This window comes from Saccharomonospora sp. NPDC046836, assembly GCF_040645195.1.
Classification (GTDB): domain Bacteria; phylum Actinomycetota; class Actinomycetes; order Mycobacteriales; family Pseudonocardiaceae; genus Prauserella_A.
The window spans coordinates 62,253-84,391 of the sequence record NZ_JBEYXW010000017.1 but is presented as its reverse complement, the minus strand read 5'-3'; the positions used below and the strand labels follow the sequence as shown (position 1 = coordinate 84,391).

The 22,139-nt window shown below is 71.0% G+C and carries 23 protein-coding genes; 15 read left to right on the top strand and 8 right to left on the bottom strand.

What is annotated here, in order from left to right:
- Positions 1–33: 33 nt before the first annotated feature.
- Positions 34–474, bottom strand: a complete 441-nt coding sequence (locus ABZ863_RS20120; RefSeq protein ID WP_358537710.1) for a phospholipase — start codon at positions 472–474, stop codon at positions 34–36.
- A gap of 316 nt (positions 475–790) precedes the next feature.
- Complete coding sequence (locus ABZ863_RS20115) at positions 791–1,288, bottom strand: amino-acid N-acetyltransferase (RefSeq protein WP_358537707.1); 498 nt, start codon at positions 1,286–1,288, stop codon at positions 791–793.
- A gap of 63 nt (positions 1,289–1,351) precedes the next feature.
- Between ABZ863_RS20115 and rimO the strand changes: the two genes are divergently transcribed.
- The 7 genes from rimO (at position 1,352) to ABZ863_RS20080 (ending at position 7,932) form a co-directional block, all read left to right on the top strand.
- Positions 1,352–2,785 carry a 30S ribosomal protein S12 methylthiotransferase RimO gene (gene rimO / locus ABZ863_RS20110; protein ID WP_358537705.1) on the top strand — a complete coding sequence of 478 codons (1,434 nt, stop codon included), beginning with the start codon at positions 1,352–1,354 and terminating at the stop codon, positions 2,783–2,785.
- Positions 2,782–3,393, top strand: coding sequence for a CDP-diacylglycerol--glycerol-3-phosphate 3-phosphatidyltransferase (gene pgsA, locus ABZ863_RS20105; protein ID WP_358537703.1), 612 nt, complete (start codon positions 2,782–2,784; stop codon positions 3,391–3,393). Before rimO ends, pgsA begins: the two co-directional genes overlap by 4 nt.
- Positions 3,390–3,857 carry a nicotinamide-nucleotide amidohydrolase family protein gene (locus ABZ863_RS20100; RefSeq protein WP_358537701.1) on the top strand — a complete coding sequence of 156 codons (468 nt, stop codon included), beginning with the start codon at positions 3,390–3,392 and terminating at the stop codon, positions 3,855–3,857. The genes pgsA and ABZ863_RS20100 overlap by 4 nt, the downstream gene beginning before the upstream one ends.
- A gap of 95 nt (positions 3,858–3,952) precedes the next feature.
- Positions 3,953–4,405: a helix-turn-helix transcriptional regulator gene (locus ABZ863_RS20095; protein ID WP_358537699.1), complete on the top strand. Its 453-nt coding sequence runs from the start codon at positions 3,953–3,955 to the stop codon at positions 4,403–4,405.
- A gap of 238 nt (positions 4,406–4,643) precedes the next feature.
- A complete protein-coding gene (locus tag ABZ863_RS20090) occupies positions 4,644–5,492 on the top strand; it encodes a PspA/IM30 family protein (protein WP_358537696.1) in 849 nt (282 codons plus the stop codon).
- 19 nt (positions 5,493–5,511) lie between these two features.
- Complete coding sequence (locus ABZ863_RS20085) at positions 5,512–6,447, top strand: hypothetical protein (RefSeq protein ID WP_358537694.1); 936 nt, start codon at positions 5,512–5,514, stop codon at positions 6,445–6,447.
- Between the two features lie 156 nt (positions 6,448–6,603).
- On the top strand, positions 6,604–7,932 hold the full coding sequence (locus ABZ863_RS20080) for an amidase (RefSeq protein WP_358537691.1): 1,329 nt from the start codon (positions 6,604–6,606) through the stop codon (positions 7,930–7,932).
- Here ABZ863_RS20080 and ABZ863_RS20075 read toward each other — a convergent pair.
- The 3 genes from ABZ863_RS20075 to ABZ863_RS20065 form a co-directional block, all read right to left on the bottom strand.
- Entirely contained in the window at positions 7,898–8,956 is a 1,059-nt protein-coding gene (locus tag ABZ863_RS20075) for a quinone-dependent dihydroorotate dehydrogenase (protein WP_358537880.1), read from the bottom strand. The genes ABZ863_RS20080 and ABZ863_RS20075 overlap by 35 nt on opposite strands.
- A gap of 337 nt (positions 8,957–9,293) precedes the next feature.
- A complete protein-coding gene (locus ABZ863_RS20070; protein ID WP_358537689.1) occupies positions 9,294–10,097 on the bottom strand; it encodes a DNA-formamidopyrimidine glycosylase family protein in 804 nt (267 codons plus the stop codon).
- A gap of 3 nt (positions 10,098–10,100) precedes the next feature.
- The gene (locus ABZ863_RS20065) at positions 10,101–10,997 is read right to left on the bottom strand and encodes a ParA family protein (RefSeq protein WP_358537687.1); all 897 of its coding nucleotides are present in this window, start codon (positions 10,995–10,997) and stop codon (positions 10,101–10,103) included.
- A gap of 83 nt (positions 10,998–11,080) precedes the next feature.
- On the opposite strand from ABZ863_RS20065, the gene ABZ863_RS20060 reads away from it, so the two are divergent.
- The 3 genes from ABZ863_RS20060 to ABZ863_RS20050 all read left to right on the top strand — a co-directional run bounded on the left by ABZ863_RS20060 (position 11,081) and on the right by ABZ863_RS20050 (position 13,737).
- Positions 11,081–11,842: a methyltransferase domain-containing protein gene (locus tag ABZ863_RS20060; RefSeq protein WP_358537684.1), complete on the top strand. Its 762-nt coding sequence runs from the start codon at positions 11,081–11,083 to the stop codon at positions 11,840–11,842.
- A 47-nt stretch (positions 11,843–11,889) separates the two neighbouring features.
- Positions 11,890–13,131 (top strand): DNA polymerase IV, encoded by a 1,242-nt coding sequence (locus ABZ863_RS20055; RefSeq protein ID WP_358537682.1) that lies wholly within the window; start codon positions 11,890–11,892, stop codon positions 13,129–13,131.
- A gap of 207 nt (positions 13,132–13,338) precedes the next feature.
- Entirely contained in the window at positions 13,339–13,737 is a 399-nt protein-coding gene (locus ABZ863_RS20050; RefSeq protein ID WP_358537680.1) for a DUF3040 domain-containing protein, read from the top strand.
- Between the two features lie 63 nt (positions 13,738–13,800).
- Here ABZ863_RS20050 and ABZ863_RS20045 read toward each other — a convergent pair whose 3' ends face one another.
- The 3 genes from ABZ863_RS20045 to ABZ863_RS20035 all read right to left on the bottom strand — a co-directional run bounded on the left by ABZ863_RS20045 (position 13,801) and on the right by ABZ863_RS20035 (position 18,814).
- Positions 13,801–16,275 carry a DUF3488 and transglutaminase-like domain-containing protein gene (locus tag ABZ863_RS20045; RefSeq protein ID WP_358537677.1) on the bottom strand — a complete coding sequence of 825 codons (2,475 nt, stop codon included), beginning with the start codon at positions 16,273–16,275 and terminating at the stop codon, positions 13,801–13,803.
- Between the two features lie 109 nt (positions 16,276–16,384).
- A complete protein-coding gene (locus tag ABZ863_RS20040; protein ID WP_358537877.1) occupies positions 16,385–17,641 on the bottom strand; it encodes a DUF58 domain-containing protein in 1,257 nt (418 codons plus the stop codon).
- 90 nt (positions 17,642–17,731) lie between these two features.
- Complete coding sequence (locus ABZ863_RS20035; protein ID WP_358537676.1) at positions 17,732–18,814, bottom strand: MoxR family ATPase; 1,083 nt, start codon at positions 18,812–18,814, stop codon at positions 17,732–17,734.
- A 269-nt stretch (positions 18,815–19,083) separates the two neighbouring features.
- Here ABZ863_RS20035 and ABZ863_RS20030 point away from each other — a divergent pair, with 269 nt between their 5' ends.
- The 5 genes from ABZ863_RS20030 to mraZ all read left to right on the top strand — a co-directional run bounded on the left by ABZ863_RS20030 (position 19,084) and on the right by mraZ (position 22,095).
- Positions 19,084–19,440: a hypothetical protein gene (locus tag ABZ863_RS20030; protein ID WP_358537674.1), complete on the top strand. Its 357-nt coding sequence runs from the start codon at positions 19,084–19,086 to the stop codon at positions 19,438–19,440.
- Positions 19,441–19,443: 3 nt separating this feature from the next.
- Entirely contained in the window at positions 19,444–19,992 is a 549-nt protein-coding gene (locus tag ABZ863_RS20025) for a DUF3558 family protein (RefSeq protein WP_358537672.1), read from the top strand.
- Positions 19,985–20,593, top strand: coding sequence for a PE-PGRS family protein (locus ABZ863_RS20020; RefSeq protein ID WP_358537670.1), 609 nt, complete (start codon positions 19,985–19,987; stop codon positions 20,591–20,593). Before ABZ863_RS20025 ends, ABZ863_RS20020 begins: the two co-directional genes overlap by 8 nt.
- Complete coding sequence (locus ABZ863_RS20015; RefSeq protein ID WP_358537668.1) at positions 20,590–21,342, top strand: ESX secretion-associated protein EspG; 753 nt, start codon at positions 20,590–20,592, stop codon at positions 21,340–21,342. Before ABZ863_RS20020 ends, ABZ863_RS20015 begins: the two co-directional genes overlap by 4 nt.
- 321 nt (positions 21,343–21,663) lie before the next feature.
- Positions 21,664–22,095 carry a division/cell wall cluster transcriptional repressor MraZ gene (mraZ, locus tag ABZ863_RS20010; protein ID WP_358537666.1) on the top strand — a complete coding sequence of 144 codons (432 nt, stop codon included), beginning with the start codon at positions 21,664–21,666 and terminating at the stop codon, positions 22,093–22,095.
- The last annotated feature ends 44 nt before the right edge of the window (positions 22,096–22,139 follow it).

The following is a 22,139-nucleotide window of genomic DNA, read 5'->3' as shown; positions in this document are numbered from 1 at the left end:
ACCCCGGCCCCGCGTGTCAACAAAGAAGCACGCTCAGTTGGCGCCGAACGTCCTGACGGCCTGGTAATAGGTCCAGGCCGCCGAGTTGCAGGCCCAGCGGCCCGCGCAGACCGTTTTCATGTCCGAGTAGAAGCTGTCGTCGATTCGTTTGCGGTTGGCCTCGGTGAAGCGGCTCTGCCGTTTGTAGTTGCGGTAGCCGAAGTCGTGCCGGTGGCAGGCGGCCGTGAAGTCGTAGCCCAGCGGCTTGTCTGGTGACCAGGAGCAGGCATCCGATGACCAGTCCAGCACGTTGGCGTAGGGCGCCGCGGCGCGTGTGGAGCTGAACTGCGACAGCGTCTGCTGGAACAGGTACTGGTCGGTGACGGCTCGGACGTCGACGGCTGGTGCCGTCCCGGCACCGACGAACAGCGTCGCGGCGACAGCGGTGCTGCCGACGGTGCCGCGCAGCGTGCGGCGCAGAGTGGTCGCGGCCATGGCGGGGCTCCCTCGCGGAACGAAACTGAGCACACTGGACAGTCGTGCTCAGCTTCGGCCGCAGTGGTTGATACCACCACCGCCAAGAGGGCGAACAGTGAGTGAATCTCCTGCTACGGAGCGCTCTTAGAGCGCGTCTGAGGATTGTCCTCCGTGCGAGCGGTGATCCAGATGGAGGTGTCCTGCGGGACACCCGCGCCCGGGATCAGCAAGGCGGAGGAGGGAGCCATGACGGAGTCATGGTGACCGACGACAACGCGGAGAGGCGCCATCTGGGCACCACGCAGCCGGTACGCGATAGTCCTCAGACGCGCTCTCAGAGCTCGAGCAGCATCCGCGTGTTGCCGAGCGTGTTCGGCTTGACGAAGGGCAGGTCGAGGAACTCGGCGACGCCGGTGTCGGGGGAGCGGCGCATCTCCTCGTAGACCTCACGCGGCACCGGCGTCCCCTCGATCTCCACGAAGCCGTGCCGTGTGAAGAACTCGGTCTCGAACGTGAGCACGAAGATCCGTCGCAGGCCAAGCTCGGCCGCCAGCTCGACGAGCCGCGCGACGATGGCGTGGCCGATACCGTGGCCGCGCAGGGTGTGCTCGACCGCCACCGTCCTGACCTCGGCGAGGTCCTCCCACAGCACGTGCAGCGCGCCGCAGCCGGCGACCTGCCCTGCCAGCTCGGCGACCCAGAACTCCTGCATGTCCTCGTACAGCGTCACGAGGTCCTTTTCGAGCAGTACCTTGCCCGCGTTGGCGTCGACCAGCGCCTTGATCATGCGAACGTCGGCGATGCGAGCGCGCCGGATGAGCGGAGAGTCCACGGGCAAGACGCTAGCGGGCGGCCTCCGCGGTACCAGTCAGGGTGTGCTCGTTACGCTGGTCAGGTGTCATCTGCTGATTCCTCGCCCGCCCGCCGGGTCTCCTTGCTGACGTTGGGGTGCGCCCGTAACGAGGTCGATTCCGAGGAACTGGCGGGCAGGCTCGCCGCCGGCGGCTGGGAGATCTCCGCCGATCCGGAAGCCAGTGACGTCGTCGTGGTCAACACCTGTGGCTTCGTCGAGTCGGCGAAGAAGGACTCGGTGGACACGCTGCTTGCGGCCGCCGACACCGGTGCCAAGGTCGTCGCGGTCGGCTGCATGGCCGAGCGTTACGGTCGCGAGCTCGCCGAGAGCCTGCCCGAGGCCGATGCCGTGCTCGGCTTCGATCACTACCCGCAGCTGGCCGAGCGGCTCGCCGACATCGCGGCCGGGCGCGACGTCGCCTCGCACACCCCCGCCGACAGGCGGACGTTGCTGCCGATCAGCCCGGTGGAGCGCCCCGCCGCGGCGGAGCAGGTCGCCGTGCCTGGCCACGCCGGCTGGGGACCGCGGGTGCTGCGGTCGCGGCTCGACGACGCCCCGGTCGCCGCGCTCAAGATCGCCTCCGGCTGCGACCGGCGATGCTCGTTCTGCGCGATCCCGTCGTTCCGTGGCTCGTTCGTCTCCCGGCACCCCGACGACATCGTCGCCGAGGCCGCCTGGCTGGCCACCCAGGGCGTGCGCGAGCTGTTCCTGGTCAGCGAGAACTCGACCTCCTACGGCAAGGATCTGAGCCGTGACCTCGGTGGCACCCGCGCGCTGGAGAGCCTGCTGCCGCGCCTGGCCGGTCTCGACGGGATCGACCGGGTTCGGGTGTCCTACCTACAACCGGCGGAGACCCGTCCGGACCTGGTCAAGGTCATCGCGACCACACCCGGTGTCGCGCCGTACTTCGATCTGTCGTTCCAGCACTCCAGCGAAGCCGTGCTGCGCCGCATGCGCCGGTTCGGCTCCACCGACTCGTTCCTCGCACTGATCGACCAGATCCGCGAGTACGCGCCGGAGGCGGGCATCCGCACCAACGTGATCGTCGGCTTCCCCGGCGAGACCGACGCCGACGTCGCCGAGCTGGAGCGTTTTCTCACGGCGGCGCGCCTCGACGCGGTCGGGGTGTTCGGTTACTCCGACGAGGACGGCACCGAGGCCGAGGGGTTCGACGGCAAGCTCGACGCGGCGACGATCGCCGAGCGTGCCGGCCACATCGGCGTGCTGGTCGAGGAGCTGACCTCGCAGCGCGCGGAGGAGCGGATCGGCACCACCGTGGAGGTGCTGGTCGAGACCGTCGGCGACGAGGTCACCGGCCGCGCCGCACACCAGGCACCCGAGGTGGACGGTGAGTGCGTCCTGCTCGACGCCGGTGCCCGCACGGTCGGCGAGCTGGTCCGGTGCGAGGTGGTGGACAGTGCCGGCGTCGATCTCATCGTGCGGCCCGTCGGCCCCGGCACGGACAGTGCGCCGTGAGTGCCGGCGCCGACGGGGCTGACCGCAAGGCGGACCTCCCCGCCGTGCCGACGCTGAACGTGGCGAACCTGCTGACCCTGTCGCGGCTCGTGCTCGTGCCGCTGTTCGTGCTGGCGCTGTTCGCCGGTGACGGGACCGATCCGTGGTGGCGCTACGTCGCGACCGCGATCTTCGCCGTTGCCGCGCTGACCGACCGCGTGGACGGCTGGGTGGCCCGCAAGTACAGCCTGATCACCAACTTCGGCAAGATCGCCGATCCGATCGCGGACAAGGCGCTGATCGGTGCCGCGCTGGTGGGGCTGAGCGTGCTCGGCGAATTGCCGTGGTGGGTGACGATCGTGATCGCGGTGCGCGAGCTGGGCGTGACCCTGCTGCGCTTCTGGGTCATCCGGCACGGCGTCATCCCAGCCAGCCGCGGCGGTAAGGCCAAGACACTCGCGCAGGTCGTGGCGATCGGGTTGTTCCTGCTTCCGCTACCGGCCGCGGTTGATCCGGTGCTGTGGGTCCTGCTGGGCGTCGCGCTGGTGCTGACCGTGGTCACCGGGCTGGAATACACGATCCGGGCGATCCGGCTGCGGGCGGCCGGGCGCGCGGCCACCGGGGGATGAGCACCGCTGCCGAGCGGCTGGTCGCCGAGCTGACCCGGCTCGGCCAGACCGTCGCGACCGCGGAGTCCCTGACGGCCGGGCTGGTGTGCGCGACGCTCACCGAGGTACCGGGCGCGAGCGCGGTCGTCCGCGGTGGGCTGATCGTCTACGCGACCGATCTCAAACAGGCACTGGCCGGGGTGGACGGCGCCGTGCTCGCCGAGCACGGCGCCGTGCATCCGGAGGTCGCGGCCCAGCTTGCCGAGGGGGCACGCACCCGGTGCGGCGCCGACTGGGGCCTCGGGCTGACCGGTGTCGCCGGGCCGGATCCGCAGGACGGCGTGCCGCCGGGCACGGTGTACGTCGGTTTGGCGGGCGAGGGCGTCCGGGTGACGCGTAGGCTGCAGGTGTCAGGCAACCGTAGCGCCGTGCGGGCAGCGTCGGTGACCGCCGCGTTCGACCTGCTCGGGGAACAACTGGGCTGAGTCGTGCGTTCGCCCTTGGCGGACGTACGGTGTCAGAACCTGCGTTCTGTCGGTTGATCTCGGTAACGTGGTCAGTAGCTGAAGGGAGGCGCGTGATGACCGTGCTGTTGCGTGAGGCGATCGGTGATCGGCTCCGTCATGCCCGCACAACCAAGCGCCGGACGCTGCGCGACATCTCCCGCGCCGCCAAGGTCAGCCTCGGGTACCTCTCCGAGGTCGAGCGGGGCCAGAAGGAGGCCTCCAGCGAGCTACTCGCCTCGATCTGCGACGCGCTGGAACTGCCGCTCGGCGAGCTGCTGCACAACGTCGCGGCGGACGTGTCCGCGCTCGATCAGGTAGAGACCACACCCGTGGAAGAGATGGCCGATCCCACGGAAGGCCCGGCCGGCAGGCCGAACAAGCGTGCAACGGCCAAGGCGGGCAGCGGCTTCGAAGGTGGCCGTATCGTGTCCGGGCCGCGCGGCAACGACCTGGCCGACCTGCGGATCTCGCCGACCCTGCGCACCACCATCCCGGCCCCGAAGTCGAAGGCCGCCCTCGCGGCCTGAGCCGCGCGGGCACACTGCCTGTACAGGCACGATGGCGCTGGGTGGGGACTCGCATGCCGTCTCGGGCGGCAGGGACGCTCAGGGCCATCCCTGATTTCCCCCGGGGTCGCCTGGAACGGCAGCCGCGCACCTGACACGATGGAACCCAACACCGGGGGTCGCACGTTGCCAGGACACGGCGAGTGGTGACAGCACCGGACAACAAGCCCCGTGGGACGTGAGAAGGCAGGCGGAGGAGATGGCCAACCCTTTCGTGAAGTTCTGGAAGTACCTCATGGCGGCGTTCTCGTCGAAGGTGGACGAGTACGCCGACCCGAAGGTGCAGATCCAGCAGGCCATCGAGGAGGCGCAGCGTAACCACCAGGCGCTCTCCCAGCAGGCGGCGTCGGTGATCGGCAACCAGCGGCAGCTGGAGATGAAGCTCAACCGGCAGCTCGGCGAGGTCGAGAAGCTGCAGGCCTCCACCCGTCAGGCGCTGGTCCTCGCGGACGAGGCCCGCTCCAAGGGTGACAACCAGAAGGCCCAGGAGTTCGAGACCGCGGCCGAAGGCTTCGCCGCCCAGCTCGTCACCGCCGAGCAGAGCATCGAGGACCTCAAGACGCTGCACGACCAGGCGCTGCAGGCCGCGGCGCAGGCCAAGCAGGCCGTCGAGCGCAACGCGAGCATGCTGCAGCAGAAGCTCGCCGAGCGGACCAAGCTGCTCTCGCAGCTGGAGCAGGCGAAGATGCAGGAGCAGGTGTCGGCCTCGCTCAACCAGATGACCGAGCTGGCCGCGCCGGGCAACACGCCGTCCCTCGACGAGATCCGCGACAAGATCGAGAAGCGCTACACCACCGCGCTGGGCTCGGCGGAGCTGGCCCAGAACTCGGTGCAGGGCCGCATGCTCGAGGTTCAGCACTCCACGACGCAGCTGGCCGGGCACAGCCGCCTCGAGCAGATCCGCGCCTCGATGCGCGGCGAGCCGGTGGCCCAGGTGACCGACGGTTCCGCGGCGTCCACTCCCGCCCCGTCCGCCTCGTCCGCTGCGGACGTCCAGCGGGAGATCCAGGCGCGCGTCGACGCCGAGCGCCAGAAGAACCAGGCCTGAGCCGGGCCGGGCGGCGATCATGACGGGCAGGCAGGGCAAACGCGACTTCAGCGAGTTCAACGCGAAGCTGGAAAAGCACCTCGAACGCCTGCCCGACTACGCCCAGCGGGCGCAGGAGAAGCTACAGAAGTTCATGCCGCCGCCGAGCCAGTCTGCCGAGCAGGACAGGCAGGCTGGCGACGGCAGGGTTCCGCGCCCGCCGGTGCGGCCCATCGATCTCACCGCCGTCACGGACATGCGTGACAAGTTCGTGCGGTGGAACGAGCCCGCGGCGAAACTGGAACGCCGCAAGCGGCGCACCTCCCGCGCCGTGACGCTGTGGACGATCCTCACGCTGTTGAGCGTGCTGTGGGCGGTCGGCGGCTTCTACGGCATCACGAGCTCGCAGGAGGGCTTCGTCGGTGCCTTCAGCGGCCTCACCGCCGTGGTGATCTTCGGTGTGCTGGGCGTGCGGTCGGGGCTGCGCCTGCGTCAGCTCAACCGCACGGAGGTCCCGGCACGGACCGAGCCGCCGCGGTTGCCGCCGACGAGCTCCGTGGCACGCAAACCCATGGAGCGCCTGGCTGAGAGCGAGGCCACCCTCGCCGAGCTGCTCGGCCAGCTCGGTACCCCCACGCCCGGTGCCGCCGCGTCCGTTCCTGCCGTGTCGGTCGAGGATGCCAAGGCCACAGCCGCCGAGGCGGCGGCTGCCCTGCGCGCCCTCGCCACGCGTATCCAGTCGATCGAGCGTGCCCGTGCGGCCGCTCCGGCTAGCGAGCGTGCGGCGCTGGGCTCGGCCATCAAGAACCTGCGTGCTCAGCTCGACGACGGGCTCAACGGCTACGGCAGCCTTGTCGCCGCGGCCGGTCGTGCGGTTGCCGAGAGCAGCGGCGGGGTCCAGCCAGCGAAGGAAGCGCTGACCGACGCGACCGACCGGCTCGCCGGTCTGGCGCTCGCGCTGCGAGAACTGTCCTGACCGCTCGGGCGTAACCGGAGGAAATAGGCCGGTAACGCATCGGGGACCCGAGCGGAAATGCGGGGTTCCTAGCCTTCACGTCACCACCCGGTACCCGGATCGGCTGCGGCGGACATCAGCATCCGCCCAGCTGTCATCGGCGGAAAGGACGGCGGCGTGAACGCATTCCTGCTGGAAGAAACCGTCTCGATCCCGCAGGTCAGCTCCTGCCAGCGCGCTACCGCCGCCTTCGAGGCGCTGGCACGCGAAGCCAGACCACGGCCCTGGCTCACCGTCCGCGACCGCGAGGACGTGCTCGTCGACGCCAAGGCCGTAGACGAGCGGGCGCGGGCGGACGGTCAGCTGCCGCTGGCCGGAGCGTTGGTAGCGGTCCCTGATGTGCCACTGCTCGTGCAGCGGCTGGTGCGGGACGGTGCCGTCGTGTTCGGGACGGTAGACCTGGGCGCCGTCGCAGGCGCGCCGCCGCTCGACCTCGTGGACGCCGTGGTGTGCCCGGCGGTGCCGGACGAGTACACCGGTGCGGTGGCGTTGTGGCCGACCCGCGGTCTGGTACCCGCGCTGGCCGGGATCTGCGTGCTGGCTCGTGACCTCGACGTCGGGCAGCGCACGCTTGCCGCGATGACGGGGCCGGACGAGAGCGATGCGGCATGCCGGGAGTGGCCCGCGGATGTCCGGTTCAGTGCCGGTGAGCACCCCCGCGTCGTCATGCCCGTCACGGCCGATCTCGACGGCGTACCCGGGGAGGTGCGCCGAGTCTTCGCCGCCACCGTCGACACCCTGCGCGCTGCGGGTGCTGTCGTGGCGACGGTGCCGCTCGGTCCCGCCGTGCAGCGGTGGGCGGCGAACCCCGCGCACATGCTGTCCGGCTACGACGCACTGCTGCTGCCAGCAGCCGGTACGGCGCCGGCTCTGGCCGACATTCTCGGCACGCTCGACAGCGCCGCCATGGTCGGCCCGTACGGTACCGCTGTGGTCACCCGGGCGTTCGACGATCAGGTGGCCATCGACCTCGTCGGCCTGCTCAGCAGCTGTCAGGCCGACACCCCGTACCCGGCCACCGGGATCGAGCTGATCGTCTTCGGCGCCCACCTGCGCGGGCAGCCGCTCAACAGCGCGCTCACCGACGTCGCCGCCCGCTTCACCGGCTTCGTCGAGACCGCGCCGTGCTACCGCATGGTCGCGTTGCCCGGCACGCCGCTCCGGGCCGGAGTGCTGCGCGCCGGCGCGGGTGGCGGCGCGCTGCTCGCCGAGCGCTGGGTGGTCTCCCCGGCTGGGCTCGGCCGGTTCCTGGCGGAGCTGCCGGCGCCGCTGAGCCTGGGCTCCATCGAACTCGCCGGCGGCGTCAATGCCACCGGTGTGCTCTGCGACGCGGTCGCCGCGGCCGAGGGCACCGACGTGACCTCGTTCGGCTGCTGGCGTGCCTACCTGCGCTACCTGAGCACGCGGGGGCCTATCGTGCCCGGGCCGCGGCCAGCGTCCGGTTGATACGCCGCACCAGGCCAGGGCCCTGCAACGCGAAGCCGGTGTAGAGCTGCACCAGGCTCGCACCCGCGTCCAGCATCAGTTGGGCGTCGTGTGGGCTTGCGATACCACCGACGCCGATCACGGGCAGCCGGTCACCTGCCTCCGCGCGGACGAAGCGGACCACGTCCCGCGCGCGGCCCGCGAGCGGGCGGCCGGACAGACCGCCCTGCTCCGCGCCGAGAGGAACGTCGGCCGGTGCGAGCCCCTCCCTGCCGAGCGTGGTGTTGGTGGCGATGATCCCGGCGACGCCGTGTTCGAGGCAGACCTCCAGCAGCTCGGCCAGCGCCTCCTCGGACAGGTCGGGGGACACCTTGACCAGCAGCGGTGCCGGCACGCCACCCGCCTCCTCGGCGAGCGTGACCGCGGTACGGCGTAGTTCGGCGAGCAGTTCGCTCAGCGCGGAACGGTCCTGCAGCGACCGCAGGCCGGGGGTGTTCGGCGAGCTGACGTTGATCGCGACGTAGTCGGCGTAGGTGTGTAGCGCGCGCAGCGACTCCTGATAGTCCGCCACGGCGTCCTCGAGCGCGGTGACCTTGGACTTGCCGATGCTGATGCCCAGCGGGACGCCCGGCTTGCCCGTGCTGGCGAGCCGCCGGGCGAGTGCCTCGGCGCCGGCGTTGTTGAAGCCCATCCGGTTGATCACCGCTTCGCTGCCGGCGAGGGTGAACAAGCGCGGCTTGGGGTTGCCTGGCTGTGCCAGCCGGGTGACCGTACCGACCTCGACGAAACCGAAGCCGAGTGCCGGCCAGGCCGCCAGCGCGCGGCCGTCCTTGTCCATACCGGCGGCCAGGCCGACCCGGTTGGGGAAGCGGATGCCGAACACCGTGACCGGATCGTCGACGGCGTAGAGACGGCGTAGCGCGGCCAAGGCGGGGGGCACCGTGCTCAACCGGCCGAGAGCGCGCACGGTGCGCTCGTGCACGACCTCGGCGTCGTCACCGGCGAGCCGGTAGAGCACGGGGCGGGCGATCTTGTCGAACAGCACCTGCCCATGCTGCCCCATCGGTGCCTGCCGGCCCGCAGGTACCCGGAAACGAGAAAGCCCCCGACGCGACTCCCGAACGTCGTCAGCCGTTCGGGCCCGAGTAGGACCGGCACTCCGGAGCGTCAGGGGCGGTGGCTGCCTGGTATTCACTGCCAGGCGGCACAGTTCACAGTCTCGCGAGCACGCCGCGGACGGCGTACTCGGGTGGTCCGTGCGCTGCCCGTTAGCGGACAGCCACCTCACGAGTCCTATAGCTGTTCAACGTCGGACCACCTCCTCTCTCGTGTACCGCAACGCTATGCGAAGCAACCATTGCGCGGCAACATCTTTTAACCGGCTAGGAAACGGGGGCCGGTCCCGGCTGGCAACGTGGGCAGTACCAGGTCGGCCTGGCCTGCGTGCCTGCGCCCTGCGCGCCGATCCGGACCCGGCCTCCGCAACGGAAACAGCCCTGCCGCGTGCGCTCGTAGACCCAGTTGCGGCGACCGCGGGCCAGCTCGCCCGTCGTGCTCTGCTCGGGCCGCCATGCGTTGGCCAGCAACAGTTTCCGGGCCAGCGTCACGGCGCGTTCGGCGCTCACCTCGGCGACCGGGGTCCACGGTGAGACACCGAGCAGGAAACAGATCTCCACTTTGTACAGATTCCCGATGCCGGCCATGACCCGCTGGTCGAGCAGTGCCAGCCCCAGCTCGCGGTCGGGGCTCGCGGCCAGTGCGTGCGCCGCGGTCGCCGCGTGTTCGTCAGTCCACTGTGGATCCAGCAGGTCGGGTCCGAGGTGCCCCACGATGCGGGATTCTTCTGTGGTGGGCAGCAGCGCCAGGTCGTGCACCCGGAACCCGACGGCCTCGGCCTCGCGGCAGGCGAGCACGACCCTGGCATGGTGTGCCGGCATGCTCCAGCGGGCGCCAGGGCGGAAAACCCGCCAGGAGCCGTCCATCTTGAGGTGGCTGTGCAGGCTGAGCTCGCCGGAGAAACGGGTGAACAGGTGCTTGCCGACCGTGCGCACGCCGAGCACCTCGTGCCCAGTGAGGTCGGCGGTGGCCAGTGCCGGATGGCGGAAGTCGGTGCGGACGAGGGTCTGGCCGGCGAGGGCCTTCTCGACGATCTTGCCGGTGCGGAAGACGGTGTCGCCCTCGGGCATCGGTCAGCCGATCTCCCGCTCGGCGAGCTCGCGCAGCGCCGGAAACTGCGAGGTGGTCTCGACTTCGGTGGGAGCAGGCGGCGCCGCCTGTTCCGTCCCGTCGAGACGGTGCCGCCCCGCGCGGTTGGAGCGCAGGATCTTCGCGAGCACCATGTTGAACGTCAGCGCGATCTCCTGCGCACCAGGCGACTTCCACTCGTGGATCGGCGTGCACGCGCCCTGGGCCTGCTGGATGGCCAGCCGGTCCGGGATCGCGGTGGGCATCACGAGCCTGCCGAACGTCTCGCGCAGCTCCTGGATGCGGTACTGGTGCTCGTAGGACCGCGTGCGCATACGGTTCACCAGCACCCCGGCCGCACGCAACCGCGGGTTGTGCTCCGTGCGGATCGCCTCGATCGCCTCGAGCGCGCGCTCGGCGCCGGAGACCGCGTACATCGTCGGCTCGGTGACCAGCAGTGCGCTGTCGGCGGCGAGCAGCGCCGAGCGCGTGAGCCTGCCGAGCGAGGGCGGGCAGTCCAGGATCGCCAGCTCGTACGGTCTGTCCCGGGGCTTGGCGCGCAGTTCGTCCAGCGCCCTGGCGAGGTTGTTCATCCTGCGGTTGTCGGGTGCGGGCTCGTTGAGCTGCTCCAGATCCTCGGAGCTGACCAGCACGTCCAGCTCGTCGCTCCAGCCGCTGGGCGCCAGCGCCTGCTCGATCACGGCACGGCGCGGGGTCTCCAGCACGTCGGTGAGCGTCGCCTCTGTCATCGGCGGATCCAGCGTCGCGGTGGCGTTGCCCTGCGGATCGAGATCCGCGACGAGGGCGCGGGCGCCCCTGCGTAGCGCAGCCGAGGCGATACCCAGCGCAACCGTCGTCTTCCCGACGCCTCCCTTGAGGCTCAGTACGGCCACCGTGTGCACGCCTGCGAGCGTAGCCGTATCCGGAGCGCAACCGTGCATGGTCGAGGTGAGAACGGACAACCGGCCCAACTACGCTGCCGTCCATGCGAACGGAGACGTCGGCCGGGCACGGGTCAGCTGCGGTGCGGAAGGTCCTGGAGGCCGAGCTGCGTGAAGCGCGTGACCGCGGCCGGCGCGATCCGCGCGTGGTCGACGTGGGCGGCGGCAGCGGGGGCTGGGCCGTACCGCTGGCGTCGGCGGGCTGCCTGGTGACGGTGGTCGAGCCCAATCCCAATGCGCTGGCCACCCTGCGGCGCCGCGCGGCGGAGGTGGGAGTGTCCGACCGGATCACGGTCGTGGCCGACGACACCGACGCACTCGGCAACCAGGTTCCCGGCGGCGCGGCCGATCTCGTGCTCGCCCACGGCCTGCTCGAGATCGTCGACGACCCGGCAGCGGTGGCCGCCGCACTCGCGGCTGCCGTCGCACCCGGGGGCGCCGTCTCGGTGCTGGCCGCCAACCGGCACGCCGCCGCACTGCACAGGGCGCTGGCCGGACGGCTCGCCGAGGCGAGCAAGCTGCTCGCCGATCCAGCCGGTGTGCTGACCGACGACGGGGAGACGCTCCTGCGCCGGTTCGACACGGCGGGGCTGCGGGACCTGCTCAGCGGAGCCGGTCTGCAGGTGGAACGGATCCAGGGCGACGGTGTGGTGTCCGACATCGTGCCCAGCCTCGTCGCCGAGCCGGCGAGCGCCGCCGGGTCGTGGGAGCAGGACCTCGCCGAGTTCGAGGCACTCGCCTCGGGTGCGCCGCCGTTGCGCGACGTCGCCAGCCGGTTGCACGCCCTGGCGCGCCGCACCGGCTGACACACGCGCGGCCGGATTTGTCGGACGGCCGGGATAACCTGGCCGCGATGGGACGAAACGCGGAGCTGCCTGCCGGATTCGAGCGGTTCCGGGCCGGCGCGCACGCCACCCCGGACGATACGGGTTGTGGCGTGCTGCATGTCGACATGGACGCCTTCTTCGCGGCCGTCGAACTGCGGGAACGCCCTGAGCTCGTCGATCGGCCGGTGATCGTGGCCGGTGCGGGCCCGCGGTCGGTGGTGCTCTCGGCGAACTACCCGGCACGGCGCTACGGCGTGCGCTCGGCGATGCCCGTCGGCGCGGCCCGGCGGCTGTGCCCGCAGGCGGTGTGGATCCCGCCGAGCCGCGGCGTCTACAGCGAGGTCTCCCGGGGTGTGCTGGCGATCTTCCGTGAGCTGACGCCGCTCGTGGAGCCGCTGAGCCTCGACGAGGCCTTCCTCGACGTACGGGGCGCCCTGCGCAGGCTGGGCACGACACCGGCAGGCATCGGTGCGCTCATCCGAAACCGGGTGGCCGCCGAGCACGGGATCACCTGCTCTGTCGGCGTTGCGGGTGTCAAGTTCGTCGCCAAGCTGGCCTCCGGCATGGCCAAGCCGGACGGCATGCTCGTCGTCCCGGTGGCCCAGACCCTGGACTTCCTGCATCCGCTGCCGGTGTCGGCGCTGTGGGGCGTTGGCAGGAAGACGGAGGAGAACCTGCGGCGGCACGGGCTGGAGACCATCGCCGATGTCGCCAGGACACCGCTGGACCGCCTGCGGCGCAGTCTCGGCGTCGCGACCGGCGAGCACCTGCACGCCCTCGCCCATGGCCGGGACGACAGGGCCATCGTGCCCGATGCCGAGGAGAAGTCGATCGGGGCCGAGCACACGTTCGATGTGGACCAGTACGACCGCGCGGTGCTCGACCGGGAGCTGCTCCGGCTGTCCGAACGCGTCGCGGCGACCCTGCGGGGCAAGGGCATACGTGGTCGTACCGTGTCGATCAAGCTGCGGTTCGCCGACTTCCGGACGATCACCAGGGCGCGGACCCTCTTCGCGCCGACCGACGTCGGCCGGTTGATCCACACGACCGCCGTCGCGCTGCTCGACGAGGCCGCGACCGGCGCCCCGGTGCGGCTCATCGGCGTGCGCCTGGAAGGGCTCGACGGCGCGGAGTCGGCCGAGCAGCTGAGCTTCGATTCGCCGGCGCCGCGCTGGCGGGAGGCGGAACTCGCCGCGGACGTCGCCAGGTCCAAGTTCGGTGCCGCGGCCGTTCGCCCGGCCTCGCTTCTCTCACCCGATGAGGGGTGAGATTGGTCGCGTTCGCGGGGCTGAGGTCGGCGTCCGCGGGTTTCGTGCAAATCTCTGTGTGGTTCATGCGAGATCGGGTAGTCGTCGGCGCGCGGGCCTCGTATCCTGGTGGGGACACCCCGATCGGGGGGTCGTTGGGTCCACGACGAAGCGCGGTCCGGCGCCCGCCCAAGGGGCCGGAGACAACGCTGTGCCGGAGGAGGAAAGATGCCACTCTCCGAGCATGAGCAGCGGCTGCTCGACCAGATCGAGCGCGAGCTCTATGCCGAGGACCCCAAGTTCGCATCCACGGTACGTGGCGCCAAGATGCGTCGCCCATCGCGCCGTCGCCGCGTACAGGGGGTCGCCCTGTTCGTCGTCGGTGTTGCGCTGCTGGTGCTCGGCGTTGTGGTGCCGTTCCGGGTCGCCGAGATTCCGTTGATCAGCGTGCTCGGTTTCCTCGTGATGTTCTTTGGGGTTCTGCTCGCTGTCACTGCTATGCGAGCCCGGGGGGAGCCGGACGGGAAGAACGGTCAGCGGGCGGGCGCGGGCGGCAGGCAGCCGCGCCGCAGCTCCTTCACACAGCGCATGGAAGAGCGTTTCCGGCAGCGCTTCGAAGACCGCTAGTACCGTTTCGGGCTTCATACGAAGAACAGGGCGCCACGGCGCCCTGTTCTTCGTTGTTACTCTCTAGTCGTTGCGGCGACGGAACAGTGAGCGGGGGAGCAGCCGCCCGCGCCAGGACATCGGCGCGTTGCGCTGCAGGCTCTCGCGCAGTCCCTGGAACGCCCGGCCGAGCTCCGGATCGGCCGCGTCGTGGCGGCTGTACCACGAGCGCTCCACAACGCTGACGACCGCGCGGAGATCGTTCTTGCCGCGGTCGTCGAGGTGGTGCCGCTGCGCGACCTTCTGCGCCGCCAGCCGCACCGTGTCCGTCCTCGCGATCTCGATGCCGCGGTCGGCGCACTCGTCGAGCAGCTCGTTCCAAGCCGCGTCCGCGGCGCCTGCCTTCCCGGCGGCGATCGCGTCCAGCCGTCGCCTACGTACCGCGTCACGTACCACCGACGGCGTCACCACCGCAGCCGCCACGACGAGCAGGCCGACTGCCGCAGCCCAGTGCAGCTGCCAGGCGAGCAACAACAGAGATGCCCCCCAGAGCGCACCCGCCACTGGTGGGAGCCAGCGCGGCATCGGTGCCGCCGCGGCGCTGTGCCTGCCGCCGGTGATCCGCCTGCCCAGCAGCATGATCGCCGCCGTGAGCACGGTCGCCAGCAGGCCCGCGACCAGCGCACCCCAGCCCGACCAGGACGGTGCCACGTAGAACGGCCTGCTGTCCTGTTCGGAACCGGAGCCTGCCTGCAGATCCGGCTGCTGAGTCTGCGAAGGCTGTTCGCTCGCCGACGCGCTCGGCACCGCGCTCTCCGCCGACGGCACCGGATCGTTGGGCACCTCGTCGGGGCGCAGGTACGACGGTATGTAGCCGCGCCCGTCCGACAGCGGGGTCGGGTCGAAGCTGACCCAGCCCTGGTCGCCGAAGTAGACCTCGACCCACGCGTGTGCATCCTGCGAGGTGATGCTGCGGTAGTCGCCGGTCGGGACACCCGAGGTGAAACCGACCGCCACCCTGGACGGGATCCCGACCGCCCTGAGCATCACCGCCATCGACGAGGCGTACTGCTCGCAGAACCCGCGCTTGCCGTTGAGCAGGAAGTCCGCGAGCGCGTCGGAGTCGTTGGCGGGAGCGGTCTGGAGGTCGTAGACGAAGCCGTTGGCCGGGCTGAAATATCGCCAGATCGCCTCGGCCCTGTCGAAGTCGTTGGTTGCCGACGCCGTGAGCTGGCGGGCCAGCGCGCTCACCCGCGGGTCGACCCGCTCGGCGGTGGTGTAGATCGGTGGTACCTGCGCCGGCCGCGGATCGGTCTCCCGCAGCTGGGCCTTGCTGGGTTCGCGCAGCGAGGCGGACTCGACGTAGGCCGCGGGACGGATCCTGCGCTCGCGGAACACAATGCCGCTGGTGCGGTCGTAGTACCAGCCCTCGGCGACGTTGCGCAGGCTTCGGGGGGCGCCGTACATCGGCAGCCACAGGTCGAACCAGTTGACCGGCTCGATCCGGATCTCCCTGGTGTCACCGGTCCCGTCGTCACCGGGAGCCATCGGCAGCGGCCCGCTCGCCGGGACACCCGCCGGCATCGGGCCCTCCGGCAGCCCCCAGCCCTGGTTCGGCCGGTAGGTGTCGAGTGTGAACGCGCGCAGCAGCCTGCGGTCGTTCTCGAGCCCGCGCACCCGGAACAGTTCGACGTTGCTGCCCTGGTCCAGCATTCCGCGCAGGGACGTGAACGGGTTGACGCCCAGCCCGCCGGGTACGTTCTGGCCGTTGCCGGAGGAGCCGGGCAGGCTTCCCTCCGTGCCGATCGCGGTGACGGTGGAGCCGGCGACGAGTCCGACGACCAGTGCCGCGGCGACCACGCCGACCGGGCCCGAGGCCGAACCGGGGGAGGCACCGAGGCCGGGAGCCGACCGGTTGCGCCAGGTGCGGTGCCGGTGACTACCGTCGGCCGCGAGCAGCGCCGCGAACGAGGCAGCGCCGAGCGCGAAGGTCCACCACGGCAGCAGGTCCTCGGCCAGGGCGGAGGGCACCGCGTACACGCAGAGCAGGAGCAGCCCGGTCGCGGCGGGCGCGGCGGCTGCAACGGCGAGCGTGTCGACCGTGATCGCTACGAGCCCGATCGCGATGGTCACCAGGCACAGGATCGGCGTCGTGGCCTCGACCGGTGCCAGGCCGGTGCGGATCTGCTCGAAGGCGGCCACCAGCACGCCGTTCAGTTCCGTCAGCGCCGCGGGGCCGGGCAGGATCGCCAGGAACCCGCTGCGCGTGAACGCTCCGATCACCAGGAACGTCAGCACCAGCATCTGTGCGGCGCTCACCACCAGCGCGGGTGCCCGCACCGCACGCAGCGCCAGGCCGGTGCAGGCCACCAGCACCGTCGCCACGATGACGTAACCGAACCAGGCCAGCCCCTGGATGACGCCGGTCAGCGCGCTCGCCGCGCACACGGTGGCGAGCCCGGCGAGCGTGGGTGTCAGCACCGAGTGCGGGGTGAGCTGGGCCTGTGGAGCCGGAGGCGGCGTCGAGGCCTGAGGTCGTGGGGGAGCGGCCGTGCTCATGCCGTCTTCTCCGCAACTTTGCGCGCGAACGCGATCGTGTCGACAGGGCTTGGCCACATGGCGCGCGCCTTGTGGTCGCCTCGACTGCCGCGGTTCGACACAGGACTCCTCATGCCTGACCGCCGATCAGCGCGGCGCCAGGAGCCACCGTCCGGCAGAGTTCGGACCACACTTGAGGCATCGGGGTGCCGGTGGTGGCGATGACGACGCCCCAGCCGGCGGCACGCAGCAGCGCGGCCGTGTCCTCGACGGGGCGGTTCTCGGGCGCGGCTGCCGCACCCGTCCACGTGGGAATGTCGAGCAGGACGGCGAGGCTTCGGCTGCCGCGGGGACGGTACTTCGTCAACTGGTGTACCGACTCCGTGCTGATCGTGCCCAGCACCGCGATGAGCTCCTGTCCGTGTGCCGGGTCGAAGCCCATGGTGAGATCGCGCTCGTGGCCCGGCTGCAGCGCGGCCAGTGCATCGAGCAGGACGTTGTCGTAATGCTGCCCACCGTCACCCGGCGTGTCGGCGAGCACCTTGCCGTGCTCGCTCACCAGGCGCACCCGGTGGCCGGCGCGGCCGAGGTGCAGACAAATGCTCGCCGCGAACTCCACCGCCCATTCGAGGCTCGCGGCGGAGCCGGCACCCTGGTGCGCGGCAGCGCGGTGGTCGAGCAGCACCGTCGTGCCGCCACGCCACGGGCGCTCCTCCACCCGCACCATGATCTCGCCGCGGCGGGCCGTGGAGCGCCAGTGCACCTTGCGCAGATCGTCACCCTGGCGGTAGTGCCGCACCATGATGTCGGTCTCGCCCTGTCCGGCATGCAGGCGGATGCTGCCGTCGTCGCCCGCACCGATACCCGCGCCGATCGGCAGTCCCCACAGGCGAGCGGTCTTCGGTACCACCACCAGCCGGGAATGGCCGATCAGTTCCCGTTCGAACTCGCACAGGCCGAACGGATCGGTGACCGTGGCACGCAGCGGGCCGACCTGCTGGACGCCGCGCAGTGTCGGCTGCACCGGATAGCGCAGGGACACCGGCCGGTGCTGGGGCAGCCGTTCGATGACGAAGCGCGGGCGCGCCCCCAGCGCGTACGGGATGCCGTCCTCCAGCAGGATGTCGCCGCCGGGAAGCCGCCCGCCACGCCAGATGTCGAGCTGGACCTCGCCGTGCCCGCCGACCTCGACCCGTTCCGGGAGCAGCGTGCGCGACGCCCCGATCCGTACCTTCGACGCCGAGGCCAGCAGCGCCACGAACAACGGAAGAGCGATCACGAACACCGCCACCCGCAGCAGGTCCCGCTCGTTGAGCACGGCGGCGCAGACGGCGGCGGCGACCCCTGCCGCGAGCAGGCACCGGCCCCGCGTGGTCAGGCCGGACAGCGCGCGCCACGGGGCCGGCCGGCGTGCCCTGCGCGAAGGCTCCTCGCCGGCTGGGCTGGGACTGGTCACAGTTGTCGGGCTTTCCGGGAGCTACCGGCGGCCCATGCGGTCGCCGTGCGGGATGGGCACGCGGTGCAGCACGGCGCGGATCACGTCCGTGGCCGAGCGGCGTGCCGCATGCGCCTCGGTGGTCAGTACCAGCCGGTGCGCCAGCACGGGGATCGCGATGGCGTGCAGGTCGTCCGGCACGACGTACTCGCGGCCGGAAAGCGCTGCCTGCGCCCTGGCGGCACGGACCAGCTGCAGGGTGGCCCGGGGCGAGGCGCCGAGCCGCACCTCGGGGACCTGCCGGGTGGCGCCGACGAGCTCGACCGCGTACTGCCGGACGTCCTGGGCGATGTGCATGCCCCGCACGGTCTGGATGAGGCGGTGCACGGTGGCACCGTCGGACACCGGCTGCAGCTGGTCCAGCGGGTTGGTGCCGGAATGCTCGTCGACCATCGCCAGCTCGGCCTGGGGATCGGGGTAGCCGATGGAGACCCGCGCGGTGAACCGGTCACGCTGCGCCTCGGGCAGTGCGTAAGTCCCCTCCATCTCGATCGGGTTCTGGGTGGCGATCACCATGAACGGATCGTCGAGGTGGTAGGTCGTGGTGTCGACGGTGACCTGGCGCTCCTCCATGCACTCCAGCAGCGCGGACTGCGTCTTCGGCGAGGCGCGGTTGATCTCGTCGCCCACGACGATGTTGGCGAACACCGGGCCGGGCCGGAACTCGAAGTCGGCCCGCTGCCGGTTGTAGATCGAGACGCCGGTGATGTCGCTGGGCAGCAGGTCGGGGGTGAACTGAATGCGGCTGACCGTGCAGTCGATCGAGCGTGCGAGCGCTTTCGCCAGCGATGTCTTGCCGACGCCGGGCACGTCCTCCACCAGCAGGTGGCCCTCTGCCAGCAGGGTCACGAGCGCGATCCGCACCACGTCGGGCTTGCCGACGAGCACCCGCTCGACGTTGCCTGCGATCCGGCGCACGGTGTCGTGCAGCTCGGCGAGCCCGGCGGGAGCGTGCCCGTTGGCGGTGCCGGCCGGGTATGGACCACTGGGTGGGTAGGGCAACTGCTCAATTGCCTGCTCGCCGTTCATCTCGGCGGTAGCAGCAGACTGTCCGTTCGACGTCACACGACCTCCCAGTGCCAAATGGCGATAACGCATGCCACGAACGTGTGGTGATCGTTCGCGGGATGGTTGTCCTCGCCCCCTCACCACCCTGCCACGAAGTGTGTCAAACCCGGGCGAACCCGGAAATACAGCCCCGCGCTCACATTGCGTCAGCTGGCTTTCTGCGCCGATCAGGTGACCTGCGCCGGGGCCTCCCGATGACCCTCGGTTCTCACCTATGCTCCGAAGCGGAACCGGGTGGCTACGGAGTTACGGAGAGGCGCAACGCGATGACCGACGCGGACACGGCCGTTGCGGCCGTCCCGGCCGAGGCGTTCGCCGTCTCGCCGGAGCTGGCCGCGGACGCCTTCCGGCGGTTGAGCGAGCTGCAGGACGTCGTGGGGGAGCTGGTGCGGCAGGCCAAGGTGCTCGGCCGGTCGGTTCCGCTCGGTGCCGGGTACGCCGGCGAGGTCGGCGATTTCATGGCGGCATACGGACTCGGTGAGCAGGGTTCGGCAGCCGAGTCACTGACGCGCTTCGGGCAGGAGCTGGAAGAGCTGAAGGTCCAGATTACTGCCGCACTCGATCGTTACCGGTCCGCGGACGAGGCCGCGGCCGACGGCGTCGACTGCGTTGGCGGCGGCTAGCCGATGCGCTGGTTGGGACTTCTCGTGCCGGTGCTGCTGCTGGCGGCCACCGCATGTGGCCGGTCCCAGGGTGAGCCCGCGCGCTCCGACGCGCTGCTCCCGGCACCGGCCATCACGACACCTGATGTGTCGCCGAGCGAATCCGCCGGGCTCGACCCATGTGGACTGTTGTCGCCTGCCGAGCGGTCGGCCGCCGGCCTGACCACGCCGGGGGAGCCGACGTCGATCGGTGGGGCTTCGGCCTGCGACTACACGGAGCCGGGCTCGTTCGGGATCACGATCACGATCGACGAGAGCTCCGGGCTCGCCGACCTGCGGGTCGAACAGGACGCGGCCGAGCCGGCTCGCATTGGCGAGCACGAGGCGCTGCGGGTCGCGGATCCCGCGGCCGACGACGGCAGCTGCGCCGTACTGCTCGGCATCGGCGCGGGCGCGAGTGTGCACGTCGACGTCGTCAATGCAGACTTCACCGGCACCGAGGCGGCCTGCAGCCGGGCAGCCACTGTGGCCGAACTGATCGAACCCGACCTCCCGGGAGTGTCCGATGAGTGATCGTCCAATCCCGACCAATGACCGTCGCTACGAGTGGTACAGCCACGAGGCGATGCGGGCCGATGTCGCGTCCGGAAACGAACCAGCCGCCGCGGGGGAGATCAGTCGGGAATGGACAGATCTCGCCACGAAGCTGCGGCAGGCAGGCGAGGCGCTGGCCGGCGTGGCCGGCGACAGTGCGGACGTGTGGCGTGGTCCGGCCGGTGACGCGCTGCGTGGTGTGCTGGGCGAGGCGGTGCGCTGGGCACACGAGGTCGCCGAGGTCTCGGCCGGGCTCGGCGACGCTGTCGCCCACCAGGCCGAGGCGGCTGCCAGGGCGCGTGCCGAGATGCCCGAGCCGGTGCCGTTCGATCCCGCCGGGATCATCAGGGACGCCGCGAGTAGTGGGGACATCGGGTTGCTGGCCAGGTTGTCCGATGCGCTTGCCGTGCGGCGGGAGGAGGCCGAAGCCGCCCGGCAGCAGGCCATCGACGTCATGTACGGCCGCGACGCGGCGCTGCGGGCGGCTGTGCCCGCGGCTACGTTCGCCACGCCACCACCGCTGACCGCGGCGAGCCCGCAACCGTCCCCTGGCCACCGCGGAAGGCCGGTCCCGATGTGATCCGGGTGTCGGCATCGGGCTTCGACATCCTGTGGTCCGATCTCGGCCACGGCCGTCCACCCGCACCGCTGCACGTTCCCAGCGTGGGGGAGACCGGCGCCGACCGCAGCTCGATCCGGCACGCCGTCTACGACAACCTCGCCGAGCGAGGACTGTTCGCCGGCGGTGTGGTGGATGCCGACCTGCGGGCCCGGCTGGACCTGCTGGCCGGTGCGTCGCTGTACGTCGAGTGCGAGGCCATGGTGGACCTGAGCGATGCGGAGCCGGTGCGGGCTGTCGTCGCCGTCCTCGGCCGGGAGGCCGTGCTGGCGGTGCAACCACGGCAGACGATCGGCCTGGCGGCCGTCTCCGCGGGCGAGGTGTTCGACGCGGCCGTGGGTGTGCTGCCGGAACTCGAGCCGGGTCCCGGCTACGGCATGAGCCTGCCTGCGTCGCTGCTGGCAGGCGGCGGGCCGGAGGACCCGGTGTACGGCGACGCGACGACGCGGGGATCGCGGTCCTACGAGCAGCAGGTCCGTGAGGCGCTCGCGATCGCGGCCCGCCCCGTTCTCGGTGCCGGGCAGTTCTCGGTGCGCGTGCGTGACGGGATGCGGCTGCGCAGGCTCGGTGGCCTCAGCTGGTTCGTCACCGACGTCGGCGCCTACCTCGGCGCGGTGGCACCCGGCCGGGGCGGTGAGCGCTGGATGAGTGTGGCTCCCGTCGACCGGCACCGGCTCGCCGCGCGCTTGGCCGACCTCGCCGGGGACTGACTCCGCGCCGCCCCACCTTTCCCCACCCCGGCGGCCCGCTGCGGGCGCACGTGCCCTGCCGGAGTCGTTTCCTGGCGCACCCGCCGGATCGGCATCACCCGCGGCGGCGATCTCTCCCCACCGCGCCCCACTCCGACCCCGCCCTTCTGACCTGCGTAAATGCTAAACGCGGCCGCCCGATCGGGCTGTTATGGCGTTGACTGTGGTGAAAAGTGGGGTACGGTGGTGGCCAGTGGGGCGGAAGGGAGCTCCGTAGCCGATCACGGCGGGGGATCCGGGTGACAGGATCCCGGCGCTGGTCGGTAGGGGAGGTGGTAGCCGATGTTTCTCGGCACCCACACCCCGAAGCTGGACGACAAGGGGCGGCTCACGCTGCCCGCGAAGTTCCGGGACGCGCTGGCGGGTGGGCTGATGATCACCAAGGGGCAGGATCACTGCCTTTACGTCTTCCCGCGTGCGGAGTTCGAGCAGATGGCCCGCAAGGTCGCCGAGGCGCCGTTCACGAACGAATCGGTGCGTGCCTACCAGCGGTACTTGTTCGCCGGCACCGACGAGCAACGGCCTGACGGGCAGGGACGCATCGCGATCGCGGCGGAGCTGCGGCGCTATGCAGGGCTCAACAAGGAGTGTGTGGTGATCGGCGCGATCACCAGGCTGGAGATCTGGGACGCCCAGGCGTGGCAGGGCTACCTGGAGGAGCACGAGGACAGCTACGCGAAGGCGCAAGAGGAGATCTTGCCCGGTGTTTTCTAGCGGTCAGATCGCAGGACGCTCGCGCCGTCGTGGCACGGGCCGTG